The 20,280-nt window shown below is 66.0% G+C and carries 22 protein-coding genes and 1 tRNA gene; 13 read left to right on the top strand and 10 right to left on the bottom strand.

All coding sequences use genetic code 11. The features are described 5' to 3' along the window. The first annotated feature begins 100 nt into the window (after window positions 1–100). The 8 genes from V5F66_RS01915 to V5F66_RS01950 all read left to right on the top strand — a co-directional run bounded on the left by V5F66_RS01915 (window position 101) and on the right by V5F66_RS01950 (window position 8,586). A complete protein-coding gene (locus tag V5F66_RS01915) occupies window positions 101–1,195 on the top strand; it encodes an alkene reductase (RefSeq protein WP_394006545.1) in 1,095 nt (364 codons plus the stop codon). After that, complete coding sequence (locus V5F66_RS01920) at window positions 1,192–1,935, top strand: NUDIX hydrolase (protein ID WP_394050147.1); 744 nt, start codon at window positions 1,192–1,194, stop codon at window positions 1,933–1,935. The genes V5F66_RS01915 and V5F66_RS01920 overlap by 4 nt, the downstream gene beginning before the upstream one ends. Window positions 1,936–2,289: 354 nt before the next feature. Continuing rightward, complete coding sequence (locus tag V5F66_RS01925) at window positions 2,290–3,873, top strand: 2-isopropylmalate synthase (RefSeq protein ID WP_394000614.1); 1,584 nt, start codon at window positions 2,290–2,292, stop codon at window positions 3,871–3,873. 397 nt (window positions 3,874–4,270) lie between these two features. Further along, window positions 4,271–5,257 carry a tripartite tricarboxylate transporter substrate-binding protein gene (locus V5F66_RS01930; RefSeq protein ID WP_394093099.1) on the top strand — a complete coding sequence of 329 codons (987 nt, stop codon included), beginning with the start codon at window positions 4,271–4,273 and terminating at the stop codon, window positions 5,255–5,257. Window positions 5,258–5,402: 145 nt separating this feature from the next. After that, a complete protein-coding gene (locus V5F66_RS01935; RefSeq protein ID WP_394093100.1) occupies window positions 5,403–5,909 on the top strand; it encodes a tripartite tricarboxylate transporter TctB family protein in 507 nt (168 codons plus the stop codon). A gap of 10 nt (window positions 5,910–5,919) precedes the next feature. After that, the gene (locus V5F66_RS01940) at window positions 5,920–7,413 is read left to right on the top strand and encodes a tripartite tricarboxylate transporter permease (RefSeq protein ID WP_394093101.1); all 1,494 of its coding nucleotides are present in this window, start codon (window positions 5,920–5,922) and stop codon (window positions 7,411–7,413) included. A gap of 135 nt (window positions 7,414–7,548) precedes the next feature. After that, window positions 7,549–7,624, top strand: a tRNA-Lys gene (locus V5F66_RS01945). A 710-nt stretch (window positions 7,625–8,334) separates the two neighbouring features. Beyond that, window positions 8,335–8,586 (top strand): hypothetical protein, encoded by a 252-nt coding sequence (locus V5F66_RS01950; protein WP_394093102.1) that lies wholly within the window; start codon window positions 8,335–8,337, stop codon window positions 8,584–8,586. A gap of 42 nt (window positions 8,587–8,628) precedes the next feature. On the opposite strand, the gene V5F66_RS01955 is transcribed toward V5F66_RS01950, so the two are convergent. Genes V5F66_RS01955 through V5F66_RS01965 form a run of 3 tightly spaced genes read right to left on the bottom strand, consistent with a single transcriptional unit; the run spans window position 8,629 to window position 9,834 of the window. After that, window positions 8,629–8,985 (bottom strand): hypothetical protein, encoded by a 357-nt coding sequence (locus V5F66_RS01955; RefSeq protein WP_394093103.1) that lies wholly within the window; start codon window positions 8,983–8,985, stop codon window positions 8,629–8,631. Then, complete coding sequence (locus V5F66_RS01960) at window positions 8,978–9,550, bottom strand: twin-arginine translocation signal domain-containing protein (RefSeq protein WP_394093104.1); 573 nt, start codon at window positions 9,548–9,550, stop codon at window positions 8,978–8,980. The genes V5F66_RS01955 and V5F66_RS01960 overlap by 8 nt, the downstream gene beginning before the upstream one ends. A 59-nt stretch (window positions 9,551–9,609) precedes the next feature. Beyond that, window positions 9,610–9,834: a hypothetical protein gene (locus V5F66_RS01965; protein WP_394093105.1), complete on the bottom strand. Its 225-nt coding sequence runs from the start codon at window positions 9,832–9,834 to the stop codon at window positions 9,610–9,612. A 105-nt stretch (window positions 9,835–9,939) separates the two neighbouring features. Here V5F66_RS01965 and V5F66_RS01970 point away from each other — a divergent pair, with 105 nt between their 5' ends. From V5F66_RS01970 to V5F66_RS01985, 4 genes are all read left to right on the top strand, one after another. Then, on the top strand, window positions 9,940–10,173 hold the full coding sequence (locus V5F66_RS01970) for a helix-turn-helix transcriptional regulator (protein WP_394093106.1): 234 nt from the start codon (window positions 9,940–9,942) through the stop codon (window positions 10,171–10,173). Window positions 10,174–10,189: 16 nt separating this feature from the next. Next, complete coding sequence (locus V5F66_RS01975; protein ID WP_394093107.1) at window positions 10,190–10,579, top strand: excisionase; 390 nt, start codon at window positions 10,190–10,192, stop codon at window positions 10,577–10,579. A gap of 165 nt (window positions 10,580–10,744) precedes the next feature. After that, window positions 10,745–11,818 (top strand): SDH family Clp fold serine proteinase, encoded by a 1,074-nt coding sequence (locus V5F66_RS01980; RefSeq protein ID WP_394093108.1) that lies wholly within the window; start codon window positions 10,745–10,747, stop codon window positions 11,816–11,818. 12 nt (window positions 11,819–11,830) lie between these two features. After that, window positions 11,831–11,989 carry a hypothetical protein gene (locus V5F66_RS01985; protein ID WP_394093109.1) on the top strand — a complete coding sequence of 53 codons (159 nt, stop codon included), beginning with the start codon at window positions 11,831–11,833 and terminating at the stop codon, window positions 11,987–11,989. A 135-nt stretch (window positions 11,990–12,124) separates the two neighbouring features. On the opposite strand, the gene V5F66_RS01990 is transcribed toward V5F66_RS01985, so the two are convergent. The 7 genes from V5F66_RS01990 to V5F66_RS02020 all read right to left on the bottom strand — a co-directional run bounded on the left by V5F66_RS01990 (window position 12,125) and on the right by V5F66_RS02020 (window position 19,815). Then, window positions 12,125–12,457 carry a hypothetical protein gene (locus V5F66_RS01990; protein WP_394093110.1) on the bottom strand — a complete coding sequence of 111 codons (333 nt, stop codon included), beginning with the start codon at window positions 12,455–12,457 and terminating at the stop codon, window positions 12,125–12,127. Continuing rightward, window positions 12,454–16,329 carry a hypothetical protein gene (locus tag V5F66_RS01995; RefSeq protein ID WP_394093111.1) on the bottom strand — a complete coding sequence of 1,292 codons (3,876 nt, stop codon included), beginning with the start codon at window positions 16,327–16,329 and terminating at the stop codon, window positions 12,454–12,456. The genes V5F66_RS01990 and V5F66_RS01995 overlap by 4 nt, the downstream gene beginning before the upstream one ends. A 59-nt stretch (window positions 16,330–16,388) precedes the next feature. Beyond that, complete coding sequence (locus V5F66_RS02000; RefSeq protein ID WP_394093112.1) at window positions 16,389–17,867, bottom strand: hypothetical protein; 1,479 nt, start codon at window positions 17,865–17,867, stop codon at window positions 16,389–16,391. Further along, window positions 17,864–18,955 carry a tail fiber domain-containing protein gene (locus tag V5F66_RS02005; protein WP_394093113.1) on the bottom strand — a complete coding sequence of 364 codons (1,092 nt, stop codon included), beginning with the start codon at window positions 18,953–18,955 and terminating at the stop codon, window positions 17,864–17,866. Before V5F66_RS02005 ends, V5F66_RS02000 begins: the two co-directional genes overlap by 4 nt. Further along, entirely contained in the window at window positions 18,955–19,155 is a 201-nt protein-coding gene (locus tag V5F66_RS02010; RefSeq protein ID WP_394093114.1) for a hypothetical protein, read from the bottom strand. Before V5F66_RS02010 ends, V5F66_RS02005 begins: the two co-directional genes overlap by 1 nt. Window positions 19,156–19,264: 109 nt before the next feature. Continuing rightward, window positions 19,265–19,516 carry a hypothetical protein gene (locus V5F66_RS02015; protein ID WP_394093115.1) on the bottom strand — a complete coding sequence of 84 codons (252 nt, stop codon included), beginning with the start codon at window positions 19,514–19,516 and terminating at the stop codon, window positions 19,265–19,267. A gap of 14 nt (window positions 19,517–19,530) precedes the next feature. Further along, window positions 19,531–19,815 carry a helix-turn-helix domain-containing protein gene (locus V5F66_RS02020; RefSeq protein WP_394093116.1) on the bottom strand — a complete coding sequence of 95 codons (285 nt, stop codon included), beginning with the start codon at window positions 19,813–19,815 and terminating at the stop codon, window positions 19,531–19,533. A gap of 219 nt (window positions 19,816–20,034) precedes the next feature. Here V5F66_RS02020 and V5F66_RS02025 point away from each other — a divergent pair, with 219 nt between their 5' ends. Next, the gene (locus V5F66_RS02025; protein WP_394009139.1) at window positions 20,035–20,268 is read left to right on the top strand and encodes a hypothetical protein; all 234 of its coding nucleotides are present in this window, start codon (window positions 20,035–20,037) and stop codon (window positions 20,266–20,268) included. Window positions 20,269–20,280: the final 12 nt, after the last annotated feature.

Genomic DNA, 20,280 nt, shown 5'->3' on the forward strand with positions numbered 1-20,280 from the left:
GCGTGGGAAATAGCGAGCAGTCTGACCTTGGCTGGGACGCGATCGCTCCTATGTGTGCTGCATCGCAACACTCCCACTTGCCCTTCCGGAGGGTATCATCATGAGCGCGCCCACCCTGTTCGACAGCTTCCGCCTTGGCGACATGACCCTGCCCAACCGCATCGTCATGGCGCCGCTGACCCGTAACCGCGCCGGTGCCGGCTTCGTGCCGAGCCCGCTGGCTCCTGAATATTACGCCCAGCGCGCCGACGCGGGCCTGCTCATCACCGAGGCCTCGCAGATCTCCCAGCAGGGCCAGGGCTATCAGGACACCCCCGGCATCTACACCGACGCCCAGGTCGAGGGCTGGAAGGCCGTGACCGACGCCGTGCATGCCCGCGGCGGGCACATCGTCATCCAGCTCTGGCACGTGGGCCGGGTCTCCCACACCTCGCTGCAGCCGAACGGCGGCGCGCCAGTGGCGCCTTCCGCCATCACGGCCGCGACCAAGACCTTCGTGAACAACGCCTTCGCCGACACCTCCGAGCCCCGCGCGCTGGAGCGCTCCGAAATCCCCGGCATCCTTGAGGATTATCGCCGCGCCGCCGCCAACGCCATCAAGGCCGGCTTCGACGGCGTGGAGATCCACGGCGCCAACGGCTACCTGATCGACCAGTTCCTGAAGGATGGCTCGAACAAGCGCACCGACGACTACGGCGGCTCCATCGAGAACCGCGCGCGCTTCCTGCTGGAGGTGGTGGACACCATCGTCGCCGAGATCGGCGCCAACCGCACCGGCCTGCGCCTGTCGCCGGTATCCCCGGCCAACGGCATCAGCGACAGCAACCCGCAGGCCCTCTTCAACCATGTGGCCGAGGAGCTGGAAAAGCGCCACCTGCTCTTCGTCCATGTGGTGGAAGGTGCCACCGGCGGCCCGCGCGACGTGGCGCCGGACTTCTCCTTCGATGCGCTGCGCCAGCGCTTCACCGGCCCCTGGATCGTCAACAACGGCTATGACCTGGAGCTGGCCCAGAGCGCGATCGGCGCCGGCAAGGCGGACCTCGTCGCCTTCGGCAAGCCGTTCATCGCCAATCCGGACCTGGTGGAGCGCCTGCGCCGCAATGCGCCGCTGAACGAGCCCGACCGCGACACCTTCTACGGCGGCGGCGCCAAGGGCTATACCGACTATCCTACCCTTGCGGACGCGGCGGCGTGACCACCGACGCCGGCTGGGGTTTCAAATGGAACGTGGACCGGCGCATCGCGCCGGTCCATCGCCTTGAGCTGCGCGCCGAGCCGGGCGGCTGGCCGGAGCTGGAGGTCCAGCGCGCCGAGGTGGACGCCCATTTCGCCAAAAGGGCTGCGGACAATCCACACCTGTGGAACGGCCCCATCCTGCTGCTGCGCGACTATGCCTTTGCCGACGGGGTGCTCTCCGGCGGCTTCCGGCACACGGATTTCGCCGCCTTCACCTTCTGGCGCGATAACGGCTGGCGCGACCTCGGCATGGTCAACGCCTTTGCGCTGGCGGCCATCGAGGGCGCGGACGGCGGCTTCATCCTGGGGGTGATGGGGCCGACCACGGCTTCGGCCGGGCGCACCTATTTTCCCGGCGGCACGCCCGACCCCTCCGACGTCACCGCCGACGGGCGGGTGGACCTCCACGCCTCCATGCTCCGCGAGCTTGAGGAGGAGACCGGCCTCAAGCCCTCCGACATCGCCCGCGACGACGGCTTCACCGGCCTGTTCGACGGCCCGCGCGTCGCGCTGCTGGGCCGTCTCGTCTTCGATGCCCCCGCGGATGTGCTGGCCGCGCGCATCCGCGCGTTCCTGGCGCGTGAGCACCAGCCGGAACTATCCGACGTGGCGGTGGTGCATTCGGAGGCCGACATCACCGAGCACATGGCCCCGTTCGCGGTGGACTACATGCGGGCGCGCTGGGCGCAGCGCGGGTAGATCGCCACCCGGCTGACGTCACCCGACTGTCGTCACCCCCTTGCGCCGGCCCGATCCCTCCGGTATGAGCTTCCTCCCGATCCTATCGAGCGAAGAGTAGAGCGCCCCGTGTCGTCCCGTGCGACCAAGACTGCCGCTTCTGCCCCCCGGACCATCACGGTTCCGGGCAACGCTCTGATTCTGCGCGCGCTTCTTCTCCTTAGCCGCCCCTGAGGGCCGGCCGGGCTTTGCCTGGGCACTCAGGGGACACGCCGCCGCCGGGTTGAAGACCCGGCGCCCGTTTCGGCTTATGATCCGGCAAAACCGCGCCCGACCGATGACGGGCTCCGCCGGACCGCCAGAAGGACCGTTCCGATGACCGACACTTCCTCTGCCCCCGTCTCCGGGAAGCCCGTATCCGACCGCGACCGCGTGGTCATCTTCGACACCACCCTGCGCGACGGCGAGCAGTGCCCCGGCGCCTCCATGACCTTCGAGGAGAAGCTGGAAGTGGCCGCGCTCCTCGACGAGATGGGCGTGGACGTGATCGAGGCCGGCTTCCCAATCGCCTCCATCGGCGATTTCGAGAGCGTGGCGGAGATCGCCCGCCGCACCAAGAACGCCACCATCGCCGGCCTCTCCCGCGCTGCGCTGAACGACATCGACCGCTGCGCCGAGGCGGTGAAGCACGCCCGCCGCGGCCGCATCCACACCTTCCTGTCCACCTCTCCGGTGCACATGAAGTACAAGCTCCAGAAGCAGCCCCACGAGGTGCTGGAGATGGTGGTGGCGTCCGTCACCCGCGCCCGCAACCATGTGGAGGACGTGGAGTGGTCGTCCGAGGACGGCACCCGCACCGAGATCGACTTCCTGTGCCGCTGCGTGGAAGCCGCCATCAAGGCCGGCGCCACCACCATCAACATCCCCGACACCGTGGGCTACACCACCCCGGCCGAGTATGAGGCCCTGTTCCGCACCGTGATCGAGCGCGTGCCGAACTCGGACAAGGCCATTTTTTCGGTGCATTGCCATGACGACCTCGGCATGGCGGTGGCGAACTCGCTGGCGGGCCTCGCCGGCGGCGCCCGGCAGATCGAGTGCACCGTCAACGGCATCGGCGAGCGCGCGGGCAATGCGGCGCTCGAAGAAGTGGTGATGGCCATCGAGACCCGCTCGGACGTGCTGCCCTATCGCTCCGGCATCAACACCAAGATGCTCACCCGCGCCTCCAAGCTGGTATCGGCGGTGACCTCGTTCCCGGTGCAGTATAACAAGGCCATCGTGGGCCGGAACGCCTTCGCCCATGAGAGCGGCATCCACCAGGACGGCATGCTCAAGCACACTCAGACCTATGAGATCATGACGCCGGAGAGCGTCGGCGTCTCCAAGACCTCGCTGGTCATGGGCAAGCATTCGGGCCGCGCCGCCTTCCGCGACAAGCTCAAGACCATGGGCTACGAGCTGGGCGAGAACGCCCTGAACGACGCCTTCACCCGCTTCAAGGACCTCGCCGACCGCAAGAAGGTGGTCTACGACGAGGACATCGAGGCGCTGGTGGACCAGGGCATCGCCGCCGCCTACGACCGCATCAAGCTCATCTCCCTGTCGGTCATCGCCGGCACCCGCGGGCCGCAGCGCGCCACCATGCGGCTGGAGGTGGACGGCCAGGTGAAGACCGAGGAAGCCGAGGGCAACGGCCCGGTGGACGCCACCTTCAACGCCATCAAGGCGCTGGTGCCCCACCAGGTGAAGCTCGACCTCTACCAGGTCCATGCCGTGACCGAGGGCACCGACGCCCAGGCCGAGGTCTCGGTACGGCTGGAAGAGAACGGCAAGGCCGTGACCGCCCGCGCGGCGGACCCGGACACGCTGGTCGCCTCGGCGCAGGCCTACATCACCGCGCTCAACAAGCTGCACATGAAGCGTCAGACCATGAACCCGCAGAGCGCCGTGGGCTGATCCCCTCGCGCCGGTCCCGATGCGAAAGGCCGCCCCGTTGGGCGGCCTTTTTCTTTGGGCGGATGTCTTTGGGCGGCGGTGTGGCGCGGGCGGCTCCATCCCGCGTTGGCCGAGGGCGGCCGGGCAAAGGCGTTGTGAAATTCGCATCACGCCTTTCGGGCGGCACTGCGTATTGCGATGCCACATTGGTTTTCCAGAATACCGGCCAACCCCAATGGATTGGTTCAAATTGTGCGGCGCTCTTCGGGGGCAATGCGGGGGCTGTCGGTCCAGCTGGAGTGCCGCTGCGGCATCCTCGGGGGAAAGTTACCTCCATTTCGCACTTGACGGGTGCCGTTACGCGAACTTCAAAAGGGGGAAGGGCGTTCGTCAGAAACACCCTGGAGGAGGAAACCCCATGCGTATCCTGTCAGCGGCGCTGGTCTTTGCGGCCGCGCTCGGACTTTCGACCGGTACTGCCACCGTCGCCAGCGCCCAGGCCTATCCCAGCCGCCCCATCACCATGGTAGTGCCCTTCGCCGCCGGCGGACCCACCGACACGGTGGCGCGCCTGGTGGCCGAATCCATGTCGAAGTCGCTGGGCCAGCAGGTGATCGTGGAGAATGTGGGCGGCGCCGGCGGCACCCGTGGTGCCGGCCAGGTGGCGAAGGCGGCGCCGGATGGATACACGCTGCTGCTCCACCATATCGGCCACGCCACCGCCGCCAGCCTCTATCGCAAGCTGCCCTATAATCCCGCCACGGATTTCGAGGCGGTGGGCCTCGTCACCGCAGTGCCCATGACCCTCATCGCCAAGAATGGCTTCGCCCCCAAGACCATGGGCGAAGTGGTGGAATTCGTGAAGGCGAACAAGGACAAGGTCACCTACGGCAATGCCGGCGTCGGCTCGGCCTCGCACCTGTGCGGCATGCTGCTGATGTCCTCCGTCGGCGCGCAGATGACCACCGTGCCCTATCAGGGTACGGGCCCGGCCATGAACGACCTCGTCGGCGGCCAGATCGACCTCATGTGCGACCAGACCACCAACACCACCGGCCAGATCAAGGGCGGTAAAGTGAAGGTCTATGGCGTCACCACCAAGGAGCGGGTGAAGTCCCTGCCCGACGTCTTCACCATGCAGGAAAGCGGGCTGAAGGACTTCGAGGTGGCGGTGTGGCACGGCGTCTATGTGCCCAAGGGCACGCCGAAGGACATCGTGGAGAAGCTGAACGCCGCCCTCAACACCGCGCTGGATGATCCCAAGGTGATCGCCCGCTTCGCCGACCTCGGCACCGAGCCGGAGTCCAAGGACCGCCGCAGCCCGGCCTTCCACAAGGACTTCGTGGTGGCCGAAATCGCCAAGTGGAAGCCCATCATCCAGTCCGCCGGCGTCTACGCCGACTGATCGGTCGGTCCGCCGGACGGTGTCCGGCGCACCGCGTTGAAGCCGGCGCAAACACGAAAAACCCAACAAGAACAGACGGCCGAACGGGCCGCCGAACGTGCCGCCCGGGGGAGCATCCTCCGGGCGGCGGCGTCCCGGATCCCGCTTGCCCGGCCGCATCCGCACCTTCCTCACTGCAGCCGAGGGGCACATGCACATCATCCGCAATCCCAAGGATGTCCTTTCGGGCCTTCTGTTCATTGTCCTCGCGCTGCTGTTCGCCTGGCAGACGCAGGACCTGCCCATGGGCACGGCGGTGCGCATGGGGCCGGGCTATTTCCCGCTGGTGCTCGCCATCCTGCTGGGATTGCTGGGGCTGATCGTGCTCGTCAACGGCCTGCGCTTTCCCGGCGAGAAGCCGAGCGGCATCGCCTGGCGGGGGCTCGCCATCATCACCTTCGCTGTCGTCTTTTTCGGCGTCGCGGTGCGCCCGCTCGGCTTCCTGCCGGCGCTTGCGGTTTCGGTGTTCCTCTCGGCGCTGGCGAGCCGCCTGTTCCACCCCGCCACCGCCCTCGCCATCACCGCGGCGATGGTGGTGTTCGCCTGGGCGGTCTTCATCAAGGGCCTGGGCCTGCCGCTGCCGCTGCTCGGCCCGTGGCTCGGCGGATATTGAGGGGGCGGCCATGGAACTCCTGGACAACCTCGCCCTCGGCTTCTCGGTCGCCCTGTCCCTGCAGAATGTCCTCTACTGTTTCGTGGGCGTGCTGCTGGGCACCCTCATCGGCGTGCTGCCGGGGCTTGGGCCCATCGCCACCATCGCCATGCTGCTGCCCATCACCTTCGGCCTGCCGCCGGTGTCGGCGCTGATCATGCTGTCGGGCATCTATTACGGCGCGCAATATGGCGGCTCCACCACCGCCATCCTCATCAACCTGCCGGGCGAATCCTCTTCCGTCGTGACCGCCATCGACGGCCACCAGATGGCCAAGAAGGGCCGCGCCGGGGCGGCGCTGGCTACGGCGGCGCTAGGCTCCTTCTTCGCCGGCACGGTGGCGACCTTTCTGCTGGCGGTGTTCGCCCCGCCGCTGGCGGAGCTGGCGCTCCAGTTCGGCCCGGCGGAATATTTCTCGCTGATGGTGCTGGGCCTCATCGCCTCGGTGACGCTGGCGTCTGGCTCGGTGGTGAAGGCCATCGCCATGATCGTGCTGGGCCTGCTGCTGGGCCTGTCGGGGCAGGACATCTACACCGGCGCCCCGCGCTTCACCTTCGACCTGCCGGAACTCTCCGACGGCTTCGACTTTGTGGCGCTGGCCATGGGCATGTTCGGTATCAGCGAGATCATCCGCAACCTGGAGGACGAACACCAGCGCTCGCTGGTGGCGGCCAAGGTGAAGAGCCTGATGCTCACCAAGGACGAGTTCAAGCGCATCATCGGCCCGGTGCTGCGCGGCACGGCGCTGGGCTCCTTCCTCGGCATCCTGCCCGGCGGCGGGGCCATGCTGTCCTCCTTCGCGTCCTATTCCATCGAGAAGAAGATCTCGAAGACCCCGCGCGAGTTCGGCCGCGGCGCCATCGAGGGTGTGGCGGGGCCGGAGAGCGCCAACAATGCCGGCGCGCAGACCTCCTTCATCCCCATGCTGACGCTGGGCATCCCCTCCAACCCCGTGATGGCGCTGATGATCGGCGCGCTGATCATCCAGGGCATCACGCCGGGGCCGAACGTGGTCACCGAGAAGCCGGACCTGTTCTGGGGCGTCATCGCCTCCATGTGGATCGGCAATTTCATGCTGGTGCTGCTGAACCTGCCGCTGATCGGCCTGTGGGTGCGGCTCTTGACCGTGCCCTACCACGTGATGTTCCCGGCCATCATCGCGTTCTGCTGCATCGGCGTGTACAGCGTGAACAACAATACGTTCGATGTCTATTCCATGGCCCTGTTCGGGGTGCTGGGCTACGCGCTGGTGAAGCTCGACTGCGAGCCGGCGCCGCTGCTGCTCGGCTTCGTCATCGGCCCCATGCTGGAGGAATACCTGCGCCGCGCCATGCTGATCTCGCGGGGCGATCCCATGGTGTTCGTGACGCGCCCCATCTCAGCCATCCTGTTGGCGGCGGCGGCGCTGGTGGTGGTGCTGTTGCCCTCTGTGCGCAAGACCCGCGAGGAGGCCTTCAAGGAATAGCGGCGAAGCGGGGAGGGGCGGAGTTCCGCAACGGGGTAACGACGTGCCTGTGGAAAAACCACCCCTCCCACTCTTGCCAGCCCCGAACGCATTTGCTACACGGACGCCTCCTTCCGAGGGGCACACCTTCGGAACGGGCGCATAGCTCAGTTGGTAGAGCAGCTGACTCTTAATCAGCGGGTCCTAGGTTCGAGCCCTAGTGCGCCCACCAAATATCTCCTTGATGACATAGCGGAAATTGGTGAAGCCTCTCGGCGTGAGAGGCCTATCACCGGTTTCGGTCACCACCCGGTCACCACGGTGCCATTTCTAGGCACGTTCGCGCCAGCATGTGCGTTAGCTCGTGGTGGTCCACGTGGACACAAGCGGGATTTGCCGGGATTACGCGGGAAGAGACGGGACGGCGATGGTCGCCGCCCAACCTAGGCACTTCGCACCTTCAGGCCGCCTTGGCCTTCGCCGGTCTCAAGGCCTTGTGAGAAGATCCAGCCAACATCGCGTCGCTTAGCGCCTCGATGGCTTGGGGTGTTTTCATTTCCTAGCCATACCGTTTCGCTTTCGGGGCTACATTTTTTGGAACGCCGGGCTTGAGTCGATGTTAGCTAATAGATTGGTCAAGAGGTATCACCGCACACTTCTGACCCGGATTGAGAGGGAACGCATCATATGAGATTGGTAGGAGAGGCAAAATGACAGTCGACCTCGACCAATTTTTTGGAGTTACCGTGACCCTTGTTTCGAGCAGGCCAAAATATCAGGTAGAGGGCCATGTGTTCAGTCGAAAAACGCATAAGGTCTTGGGGACAGTGAAGGGGGAGGGGCGAACGCTTGGAGCCGCCCAAAACAGGGCGGTGCAGGCTGCTCGATCCTTCGCTGCGACTTGCGATGAATAGGGTATACCTTTTGGAAGGAGCAGCGATTATGTTTGATTCAAATAATGATGAAATCAATCGCGCAATTAAAGAAAAGGAAATGCAGGCTAATCGTCAGGCACTCGATGAGTTGTTAGGAGCAGTCGCAAGATTGCAGGTCATATGTGAAATTAGAGGTATTTTCATAACATTGGATGCCGTTAACAATGCTGATGTATCTCTGATACTTGACAAGGACGGAGGCAGTCGCGCCACATATGGCAAAGTGATGAGAGGCACTGATAAGCTTATTAAAACGTAGGATGGGGTGCGGGGCCGGGCCGGCCGGCAGAGGTTCGGCGCGTCATGATATGCCTCCCTCAAGGAAGCCGAGGGCGGCCTGCATGAGGTTCGGGACGGCGTCCACGCCCGAGAAGTCCTCGCACATTTCCACTGCCAGTTTCAGGGCTGCAATCGCCCCTTCTTTGCTGGTGGCAACCGGGATGCGGCCTTCGTTGAGCGCGTTCCAAACCGGCATGGGAGTATCGTCCGGGATGTCGCCGGGGATAGCGTTCAGGCGGGCGCACTCATCACGATAGGCCGCGACGAGCGCGCGCAACGGATCGGCCTCCGAGGCCAGGGCGTCAACCGGCATCGTGAGGAGCGCGGCGGCGGTGGCGCCTTTCAGTATGGCGCGGCGGGAGGGGCTGTGCTCAGACATTGGCGGCCTCCTTCGCCATGCGCTCCACCTCTCGGACAAGCTGAAGGAAGCAGCCTTCCTGCCAGCCGATCTGATCGGGCGGCAGGTCGAAACTCAGGCTGAAGTGGCAATCGTAGGCAGTCGCGCGCACTTTTACCGCGAGGCCATCGAGGGTCCGGGCCGGTGTGGAGCGGATCACGCTGGTGACAGCGTCCATCGCGTTGAAGAAGGCGTCTTCCCGGTCGATTGCATCATCATGTTCGACGACGACCCTCCGCTTCACGAAGTTGTCGAACGGCTCGCGATTGAGGTCGCCTCTCCACCGCTCCACAGCGCGGGCGTAACGCTCACGGACCGGCGCGTTGCGCTCCATCTCCGCTTTCAGCAGGACCAGATTGCGCTCGAACTCAGCGCCCAGGCGTAGCAACTCGGCGTCGGGATGCTCCGCGGCCTCCGCCTTCGGCAGGACGGCCACAGGCACCGCCAGGGCAGCAACGGTGCCCAGCGCTCCGCCGGCTTTGAGGAAGGCCCGGCGGGTGGTGATGGGCATAGGGGCGGCGTTTGCCGCCGTGGTGGGCTTCGGCATTGGTGTTCTCCGGTGATGTTGGAAGAGGTTGGAGGGGGCGGACCCGCCGCCGGGCGGGATCAGGCGATGCGGGAAAGGCGAAGGGCTTCGTCGGCGGCCCGCACCTTGGCGAGCACGGCGGGGAAGTCCTCCCATGATGCGAAGGTGGTGCCCGCCCGCTCGGCGAGCGTAGTGTCGGTGCTGGTGAAGGTGAGTGCGCCGGCCGACCCGGTGAGGCGTCCAAACTGGACACCGTTGCCCAGGAGCGACCAGGCGCGGCGCATGATGTGGGAGAGGTTGGGCATAATCGTCTCCGCTTGAGAATTTCTCAAGTAGGATTGGATTAACCTCAACTTGCATCATCGTCAAGCGCACTTGAGAAAAAAACAAGCCGACGCTATACGAGTAGCATGATTACACCGCAGCAAATCCGCGGAGCCCGCGCCATGTTGGGGCTCACCCAGGCCGACTTGGCCAAGGCGGCGGGCATCTCCGCAACCGCCCTCAACAATATCGAGCGTGGTTCGGCCGACCCGAAAGCGTCCACTCTCCTCGCGATCCAGAAGGCTCTCGAAGCTGCCGGCGTGATCTTCGTGGCTGAGAACGGCGAGGGGCCGGGGGTGAGGCTCAAGAAGCATCTGTGATCCCTAAGGATCGACCATGACGAAGCGCATCCCACGCCTGGACGAAGTCACTGACACGATGCCACTACGGCTCAGCGTCGCGGCCGCCCTCGCCTTCCCGGACGGAAGCATGGGTTCCAGTGGTCTGCGCCGGGAGGCGGCTAAAGGCCGGCTTGCCGTCGAGAGGATCGCGGGCAAGGATTACACGACCCTGCGCGCGATTGAGGAGATGAGGGAGAAATGCCGCGTCCAGCCAAAGGCGCCCGTCTCTGGCTCCAACCCGAAGAACGGGATAAGACCGGGCGGCTCCGCAAGCGATCCGTCTGGGTCATCCGCGACGGGGCACTTAAGGTCAGCACTGGATGCGCTCCTGCTGACCGCGCAGCAGCTGAACAGCAACTCGCCGACTGTTAAGCGCCGCTCCTAAGGTTCCCGATCGGAGAAGCAATCATGAGCCGCCGGGCTGCGCGCTTCACCCAGGCCGACCTCGCCCGCGTCTTTGCCCGCATGAGGAGGAGGCCCGTGTGCCACGAACGTTGCACTAGACAACATCCAAATCCCTGCGCAACCATACGTAGGGAGGCATGACGCAATGATCGACGGCACCACTCAAAAAATCGCCGAATACGGAAAGTTGGTTAGCGAAGAATATGACGCCGATGTGTATATATATTCTGGAGAAATTTCGGATCAAGGATATGGAAAACTCGTCGAATCCATTGCATTGCACGGAACAGATCGGAGAAATATTCTATTAATACTCGTGACAAATGGAGGGTCTGCAAATAACGCATACCAAATTGCAAGAGTTTTACACAAAACTTACAAGAATTTTATTCTTTATACGCCGAGCTACTGCAAAAGCGCGGGAACATTGATTGCGTTAGGTGCACACAAGTTGATCATGGACCAGTTTTCAGAACTTGGTCCGCTAGATGTTCAATTGTTAGAACAAAATGAAATAGGTGCGCGCAAGTCTGGATTGGTAACGAGGTCTGCATTTGAGGGTCTAGAGGAACAGTCATTCGATTTATTTGAGCATTTTATGCTGCGAATGCTACGTAGAAGCGGTGGCCTGGTAAGCTTTAAGGTTGCAGCTGAACTGAGCGTAAATCTAACGTCTGCTTTGATGTCCCCCGTATTTGGGCAGATAAATCCATTTATCGTTGGGAAAGACCGGAGAGATTTGGAAGTCGCCCTCCATTATGGGCTGCGACTTGTTCAAGCTTCAGGAAATGCAAGGCCTTCTACCGTTGACCACTTGGTAAGCCATTATCCCTCTCATGATTTTATCATTGATGACGAGGAAGCTAAGGAACTCTTTGACGTAGTCGACGTTCCCACCCAAGCGTTATATCGTCTCGTGGGAGCCATAGGGCACGATGCCTACAATGAAGCAGATGAGGCGGCGGTCGAGCCGCTGCACTGCCTGCTTGACGCCCTTGGAGGTGATCAGAATGAGAACGAAGCTGACGAAGAAGCATGCGCTGAGCCACAAAGAGAGGGAAGTCCGTCGGGACCGGAGATGGATGTCAGCCGGGGCGCAGATCGGACAGGCAATTCAGACTCGCCGCGATCCGATGGCGATGTTGGAGGTGCAGAAGCACCGTCGCCCTCAGCGCCCAAGCGCGCTCGCCGAAACGGTTCATCTTCTGCACGAGCGTAGCCATCTATTATAATGCGGAAGTGCGCGGACATCGTGCCCGGCCGCGACTTCGACCTGCTCCAGAGCAAGCTGGAAAGCCTGCACCGGGGCGAGGCGGATCTGCGGCGCCGAACCTATGCCGCCTGTGCGCAGGCGATGGTAGGTGCGATCCGCGCGGTAGAGGTGGCCTGAAGCACTTCGGCCGGCATCGGGTTGCCCGGTGCCGGCCTTTTGCTGCTGTCCGTGTCGCTGCGGCGCCTGCCCCCTGCCCTGACAGGGGTAGACGGAAGCCTGGCGGTCTGCCCCCCCCGCGGTCGCCCGCCCCCCTCAATGCACCGCCTCGCCCCCGCCGAACGTGAGGTCCAGCGCCGCAGCCAGTTGGCGAATGCGGCGGTCCAGCTCTTCGTCGGACAGGTCGGCCTCGGTGGACACCTTCACCTCCTTCGGCAGGAGGCAGGCCACCACGCGCAGGTATTGGTCGGGCTTCTCCTCCCGGACACGGGCAATGACATCCGCACCATGCTCGGCGAAGTCGGCATACAGCTTCTCGAGGAACTCCTCGCCCAACTTGCTCCTGGAGCCCTTGGGCCGGCCGCCGGTGGCAACGTGGCCGGGGACGAACTGGCCGCGCTCGTTGCGCTCAGGCCGATCCTCACTCATCGCTGCCCATCTCCCTGCACCGTGCTCCCAAGCGCCGGCAGCACGGCACCGCGCGCATAAGCGCGGGCCAGCACGGCGTCGCTGACCCTGTTGGGGCGTGCCGGAGCTTTCGCCAGCAGCGCCTTGGCCCGCTCCGGGTTCAGCAGCGCATCGCGCACCAGATCATTCACGTTCCGCAACCCGGCGCGCAGCATCGCCTGTACCGCTTCGACGCCCACCACCGCCGCTACGGACGCCAGCGGCCCGCCGGCGGCGGCGCCCAGTCCGGCAGATCCAGCCACGCTCAGGGTGCGGGCGAGGATCGATGGTTGATGCTGGGCGCGCGAGATGGCCGTGAGGTCTTGCGCCGTGTTGGAACCACCTGGCAGGCGCACGGACGCAACCGACCGGTTTGCACGGTTCAGGTCCGCAGCGATGGCTCGCAGCGTGCCCACCTCTTGCTCGGATAGCACCTTGCGCAGCACAGGCGCGCTCTGGTCCACGAACCGCTGAAAGGTGTCCGACTTGAGAAGGTTTTGCCCGCTGGTGCCAGCCTCGGTGTAGGACTTAAGGCGCTGCGTCATGTAGTCGGCCACGGCCTTGCGCAGGCCGGCGCGTGCCTCCTGGTTGCCTGCCGTCTCGCGGACAAGTCGCGTCATCTGCTGCACGGCATCCTGCCGGCTGAAGATGCCACCGATGGTCCGCGTCACGTCCGCCGGGTCGTCCAGATTGAGCAGGCGGGCCACGGCGCCCTGCTGGAAGGCGTCCATCTGCGTCTTCCGGTCAGCGGCGACGCGGGTCACGGCCTCGGAAGCCTGTACCGGGTCAGCCAACATGCGGTCCACCTCGGGGATGGCCCGGAGCGCGTCGGCATGCTTCTGGCGCCAGACGCGTACCTTGGCCGGGTCAAGAGTGCCAATGAGCGGGCCGTCACGGTGCTCTGCCGCCTGCCGCATGCTGGCGATGGCGTAATCCTGCAACACGGCTGTCGCCTGCTGGTCACCCACGGCGGCCCGGAAGGCATTCACGCTCTCGGCGCCCCCCGGCCCTGGGCGGAAGATGCGCGCCGGCACATCACCATTCAGGACGTTCTCGGGGATCACGCGGGCGGCATCAAGCAGGCGCGACGCCTGTTCCGCGGTGCCGACGCGCTGCATAAGCTCGGGGAAGGCGCGCAGGGCGTCGCCATAGCGCGAGCGCCAGCGCAGGAATCCGCCGGGATCGAGCGTGCCATCCTGGCGGGTAGCGGCCTGCCGCAGTGTGCTGATTGCATAATCGCGGATCTGCGGCATTGCCTCGGGCGCGGCGTTGCGCAGCGCCTGCATGGCCTCGTAGCCGCGCGGGCCTGGCGTGAAGAAGCGCCCCGGCACAGCCGAGGCTTCCGTCAGGAAGGGCCCGGAGGCGCCCGAGCGCTTCGTGACCGCGCCCACCCGGCCGGCGTCGAAGGTCTGCGCCCGCTCGCGGGTGGCGGCGGATGCAGCGCGAAGCCGCTCTAGGGCTGCCTCATCGAAATTAGGACTGACCAGCCCTTCTCCCGGAAAGCCTTGATCTCCCGAAGAGCGTCCAGATTGCCCTCGCGCTTGGCCTCGGCTTCCAGAAAATCCAGAAGTCCATTCCGCCGATCCTCCGGGAAATCCAGAAGCTCCAGCGCCAGCGCCGCGCCCCATGGCCGGCGTCGATGGGCTGAACCCTCCGGCGGGGGCCTCCGTTCCATATCGAGCCGTGCGCTCCCTCGCCCAAGCCCGCAGATCATCGGTCGGGCCAAGGCCGTAAAGCTCGGCATCCCGGCGGAGCAAGTCAAGCGCCGCCTGCCGCGAGCGAAGGGAAATGCCCTCCTCGGCGGCGATCCGCGTCAGGTGCTCGGCGAGGCGCGCCGCGTCCTGCCGTTCCGGACTCGCATGGAGCGCGGTCCACCAGTCGGGTTCGCGCCCGTTCGCGGCCTCTGCGATCCAGTCGAGGATTTCATTCTGGTCCGGCCGGTCTGCCCAGCCCGCGCGCTCGGCAATCGAGACGCCCCATTCATCCACGCTGCGACCGGAGCGGTTCAGCAGATTGCCGTGTCGCCGGTCCGCAGCGTCCAGCGCGGCTGCGACATTGTCATCGTAGCGAATGCCGCCATTGCGCTCGATCCACTTGAGGAAGGACGGCGGTCGGTAGGGTGCCTTGCGGCCGAGCGCGATGTCTGCGGCCTCGTTCATCACGGCATCGGAGCGTCCGGGCGCAGCACCGGCAGCCGTGCCGCCCGCCCTCATGGTCGCGCCGGGCGTCGGACCGGGCCAATCTCCAGGAGCACCCACGGCCGCCTGCATCCGGCCGAACATGGTGTCCTCGAGCGAGACGGCACCCGAAGCCATGCCCTGCGCTTCCCGCTCGGCCTGATCGAGGACGGCCGTTTCCAGATCACGCTCCACGGCGGCGCGAAGCCGGGCGAGACGGGCATATTGCACCGTCTGGCCGCTCGCCATCATCTCCTGTCGCATGGCCTCGGAGATCCGGCTCCGCAGGGCCGTCACCTCCGAAAATGGCGCAACGGCACTCCCGAACCGGCGCGCCATCCCGAAGATGGCCGCTTCCTCGCCGGACATGGGCTTGGCACTCGCGGGCATGCTGGCTTGCACATCGGCTGCGATGCGCGCCGTCTCCGTCGCCGGCAATGCCAGGGTGCCTTCCGGATCCACGGCCCTCCAGAGCGCCCGCTCACGTTCCTTCGCTACGCTACGGGCATCCATGATCTGCTGCCGCATGGCCTCGCCGTAGCCCTCGGGCATGCCGTGGCCGCCGAGCCCGAGCATGGCGCCCTGCGCGTCGGCGCGCGCCGCATCAACCACCGGCGCTTCCAGTCCCCGCAACGCCGCGCCATAAGCCTCCGGCGTCTGCTCCCCACCCAAGGCCGCCGTGGCGCCTCGCGCCCGGCCGGTGGCCGCGTCCACCGCCTGCCCGGTCATGGCGTCCAGATCGGCGAGGTTCTGCCGCAGCGCGCCCACCACCATATCGGGCGCCCCTGCCTGTTGGATCCCCTCCAGCGCGCCGACGCGGGCGGTGTTCTGGTCGGCGCGGCGCTGCATGAACTCGGCCGGGCTTTTCGCCGCAACGGCGCGCTCAAGGCCGCCAAGCCCCATGTCGCCCGTAGCCTGGAAGGTCGTGGGGGCCGATCCTGGCACAAGCTCACCAGGGGTCTGCTCAAGGCTCGTCCGCAGCGCGGCCGGGTCGGTCGCGGCGTCGCGCAGCACCATGCCGGCCGCGCGCTCCTGCCCGGACTGTGTGATGGGGGCGAGACGGTCGGCGACCGCGCGCCCTGCCTGTGTCACGCCTCGGCCAAGCGCCATGGCTCCGACAGCAGCCCCGCCGCCCAGGAGATTGCCGGCCACTTCGGCCACCGGGCGGTATCTCTCCGGCGCGGCCTCCGCCACCAGCTCGCCGCCGGTGCCAGCCGCGCCACCGATACCGGCGCTGAGCGCCACGTCGCCGAGCGAGGTCGAATGGCCGATGTAGGGGGCAAGCGCATTCACTGCGCCCTCGCCGAGCACTCCAGCGCGGCCAAGGGCGCCGATGGCGGCTTCCGGCGCGAGAGTGAAGCCGATCCCGGAGCCGGCCGCCCGCGCCAGCTTCTCGCCCTGCGTCGTGGCTTGCACCTTGCTCGGATCGTTCACGCCCACCGCTTCACCGGCGCCGGCCAGCCACCGGCTGGAGCCCGGCAGATTGGCGCGTGCCTGCGGCAGCTCGGCGCCGGTCACGGCGTTCAGGGCATCAACGCCCTTGTTGGTGAGCCACGTCGCGGCATCCACAGGCGCGCCGAGGGTGGAATAGATGGCGCTGTTCAGGCCTGCCGTGGCGTTGTTGAAAGCGCCGGAAGGCGGGGGCTGCGAGCCGCTCCAGTCCATTTCCCAAGGCATCTTCGGGGGCGCCGGCTGCGGCTGGCCGCCAGCGTTGCTCCAGTCCATCTCCCACGGGTTCATTGGGCGCGCCCCCACGAGTTCGGGTCATTCGGATTGCCGCCGCGATAGACGAAGCCGTTCACCACGGCGCCGGGCTGAAGGCTGCCACCGGTGGGTGCGGACTGCCCCCGCTGGCCCTGCTGCCCACTTGCCTGGAAGGCCGACGGGATGCCGTTGATGAAGCCCGCGCCACCGCGGCCCCGGCCCAGCACGTCGGCGGTGGACCGGAGTTCGCGGTCGAGCTGCTTCAGCTTGGACAGCACCGTGTCCTGGGAGTCGCCCCAGCCGAGGGCGTAGCGCCGTGCATAGCTCTCGGCCTCGGTCTGGCTCATGCCGGCGCCGGTGAGATTGCGCAGGAGGGCATCCACGCCCGACTGCACCTGTCGGCGGATTTCCGCAGAACGGCCATAGCCGGCAGCGCCCAGCGGCCCCTCGATGAGGCCGGTCGCCTCGCCACCCTCCACGGACTTCTTGATGCCAGGAAGCTGCTCAAGGAAGCTCTTGGTGAGGCCGAGCCGCGCAGCCTCTGCGGCGTCGATCTTCTCGCCCGGGCCGCCGGGGATGGCTTCAAGGCCGGTGCGGTCCGCGCTCCACCGGTAGCCGGCCGGCGCGTTGGCCCCTTCCGAGAACTTGCCGGAGAGGATGAAGGCCTGCCCTGTCGGCGAGTTGGGGTCCACGCCATACTGCCGGGCAAGCTGCGCGCGCTGGCTCGCCTGGGCCGCCATCGTGCCGGCGGAACCCGCGCCCTGATAGACAACCTGGCCCGTCACCGGATCCACGAGGGAGGAGTTTTCGCCCACCGCCACCGGCTGGCGGGGCGTGAACATGGTCTTGAGGTATCCGTTGAGGGCCTCCGGGTTCGACAACATCGCCATGGCGTCGTCCGGGGCCATGCCGTGGTTCGTCAAGTAGCGGTACGTCGCGTTCTGCTGCTGCCGCCCCTGTGCCGCCTGCTGGTCCATCTGCGATCCGGCGGTCGCGTTCCGGAAGCCGCGGGACAGGCCTTCGCCCAGGTTCTGCGCGCCCATGAGCCCCGAGGCCAGCGCCATCAGCGTGCTGCGGTTCTGCGCCGCCCAGTCGGCAACGCCGGCGAGCGGCGTGTCGCGGGTGATGCTCTGCAGCGGAGAGAAACCCTGCGCGGGTTGGGCAGATCCGAAGAGCATACCCGGCAACGGTCCCTGCGCGGGCCGGGCATTCGCCGGCATCATCGCCTGATCGGGTTCGGTGCCGGGCTTCGAGCGCGGCATGCTCTCGGGACCGGGAATGATCGGATCCACCGCCGCCACCTTCCGACCTGGGATCTCGATGGGCGCCGGAAGCGGCGGGAGGCCTCCGGCCTGCTGCTGGAGCAGCCCGAGGGTAGGGGCCTGGCCCTGCGGACGGGTCGGCACCGGGTCCGAGCCCTGGGGAAGCTGCCATGGCGTGCCCTGCAGAGGCACCTGAGCCTGCGCGAACGGCTGCGCGGCAAACAGAAGATCGAGAAGCCCAGCCATCATGCAGCCTCCATCGCCCGCTCGGTGGCGCGGCCGTAGTCCACCACCTTGAAGCCTTCCACCTCGGCCACCGCCTCGGGGGCGAAGGCTTCCACCTCATCTGCCATCAGGCCCACGTGCCATTTCGGGCAGCCGTGGTACCTGAACCGATAGACGGGCAGCCCGTCGTAGAGCTCGCCGATGCGCGAGATGTCCCGCTTGGCCCGACGGTCTGAGAGAGCCATGAGGCCGGCCATTGCCGAGGTGCCCCCGGCCGGTGCCGAGAACAGGCTACCGAGACCGAGCGCCCCTCCGATGATGTTGCTGAGGGGGTCGCTCTTCGTCGTCGTCGTCGAATTGCTGGTGCCGCCCAGGCCTGCGATGGGTACCAGCAGGTTAGAGAGCATCCCCAGCTGCTGCACGGGGAGGTTCCACTGGGCGCTGTCAGCGTTGATCGCATTCGTATACGGCTGGTTTAGGATGCCGGGGAGCATCTGGTTGAGCTGTGCCGCCGTCGTGCCCGCTGCATTCCGCTGCCCCTGGATGCCCTCCAGCGCTGAAGACGTGCCCTGCCCCGCGGTGTTCAGCAGCCCAAGCCCCTGGAGCTGCTGGTTGGCCAGCTGCCCCTGCCCATTGGCATAAACGCCGGTCATCGCGTCTGTGATGCCCTTCCCGAGCGCCCCAGCGTGTGCCCCCGACATGGACCGTCCAGCGGCCGCGAACATGCCGTTGACGCTGTTCTGCGCCTGGTTCCCGGCGAGGTCGGCCATGCGCTGGTAGATGGGGTTCTTGGTGGGGTCGGCATAGTCGGCCGACGTGTAGGGCGAGAGCGCGCCCGACACGTTGTCGAACGTGTCCTTCAGCATGCCGCTGGTCGACCCGTACCCGCCCCCGCCATAGAGGTTTCCGAGCAGCCCTGAGTAGTTCTGCGCCGAGGTCTGCAGCGCCCCAGCGTTGCCCTTGATCGCGTCGAAGGCCGACGACTGGTCCGCCGTGACGCCCGTGGTGCCGGTGAGGCTGTTGACCTTGCCGAGAACGTTGTTCAACGGGCCAATGGCTGGCGCCCAGGGCTGCGTCGTGGTGGCCTGCGTCTGCGAGCTGGAACCGCCCATTAGCGCGCCCCCTGCAGTTCGCCGATGGAGCGGCCCAGGCGCTCCTGCACCGCGCGGCGGATGAACTCCGCCGCCGTGATGTGCTCGCGGCGGGCAGCATCGTGCACCTGGTCCCGCGTGCCCTTCGGGGCCTTGGCGATGATGGTGTCGCACAAGACGGTGGGTTGGTCGTATTCGTCGATGGTCGGCACGCTTTGCATGGCGCGGCGTATCCCTGTGAAGCAATTGCCAGAGAGATTAAGGATCTGCGCCGCGCTTCCGTAGAGCTTTTCGTTGTTTTCGTTGTTCTTCTTGTTTTAAATGCATAAGCTATTGTTTTTTCATGCCTCTGACGGCCATGTAGGCGGCGCGATGCTGCACGGCCATGGACATCCAGGTGTTGAAGGCCATGTCGATGGTCGAGACGCGCTGGTCTGCGTCGGGCGCCTTCTCAAGCGTCTCGATCAGCATGTCGAGGTTCTCCCTGGCGTTGCGGAGGCAATCGACGGTGATCAGGTGGAGGTTTTCGGCGCCCTCGGTCTCGGTGGTCTGGGCCGTCGGGGTGTTCGTCGTGTCGTCCATGTGAGCCTCCTGCGTCATTTGCGGTTGAAATAGGCCAGCACTTCGGGGCTGGTCCGGTCCCCGGCGAGGTAGGCGCGCAGGGCGCCCCGGTTCCCGTCGAGGAACATCAGCAGCGCAGCGCGCGAAATCTTCCAGCGCCCACCGACCTTGCGGCCGATGTCGTGGGCTGCGGCCCACTGGCGGGCCGTCTGGGGCGAGAGGCCGGCGATGTCGGCCGCCACATGCGGGTCGATGGCGTCGGCCGGGTCGTAGGGCCGCAGCACCATGGGGGCACGGCTGGTGGAGCGCGCCGGCATCATGGGCGAGGCTCCACAGCCGTCTCGGTCATGGGAGCGGGCCAATTCCTAATGGTCCAAATTGGACAGAGAGGCCGCGGCACGGATGTTGCTCGGTGGTGACGACAAATGACGACCACGGCCGCCTTCCCCGGAATTGTCACATCTCCCCCAAAGTGGGGGCGCGTTTCGCCGCCAGGATCGCGATGACGGGGGCGACCGTTCATGCAGGAGAACCGAGCCATGCCGTGCACCGACATCCGCCCCATGCAGGTCGATGCCTTCCGGCCGACCATCGTCCTGAACTCGATGGATGAGGCGGTGGGCTTCTTGCGCACCCTGTCTATCGCCGAGCACACCGAACCGCTGATCGACGTAATGGAGGCCGCGGACGCGCCCGATCTGGAGCGACGCGCCAGACTGGCGTTCGAGACCTTCGCGTTCGCGATGCGGCTGCCGGTGCAGCTGGTGAACTGAGTAGCGGGAGGC

This window comes from Xanthobacter versatilis (assembly GCF_043193975.1).
Taxonomy (GTDB): domain Bacteria; phylum Pseudomonadota; class Alphaproteobacteria; order Rhizobiales; family Xanthobacteraceae; genus Xanthobacter; species Xanthobacter autotrophicus_E.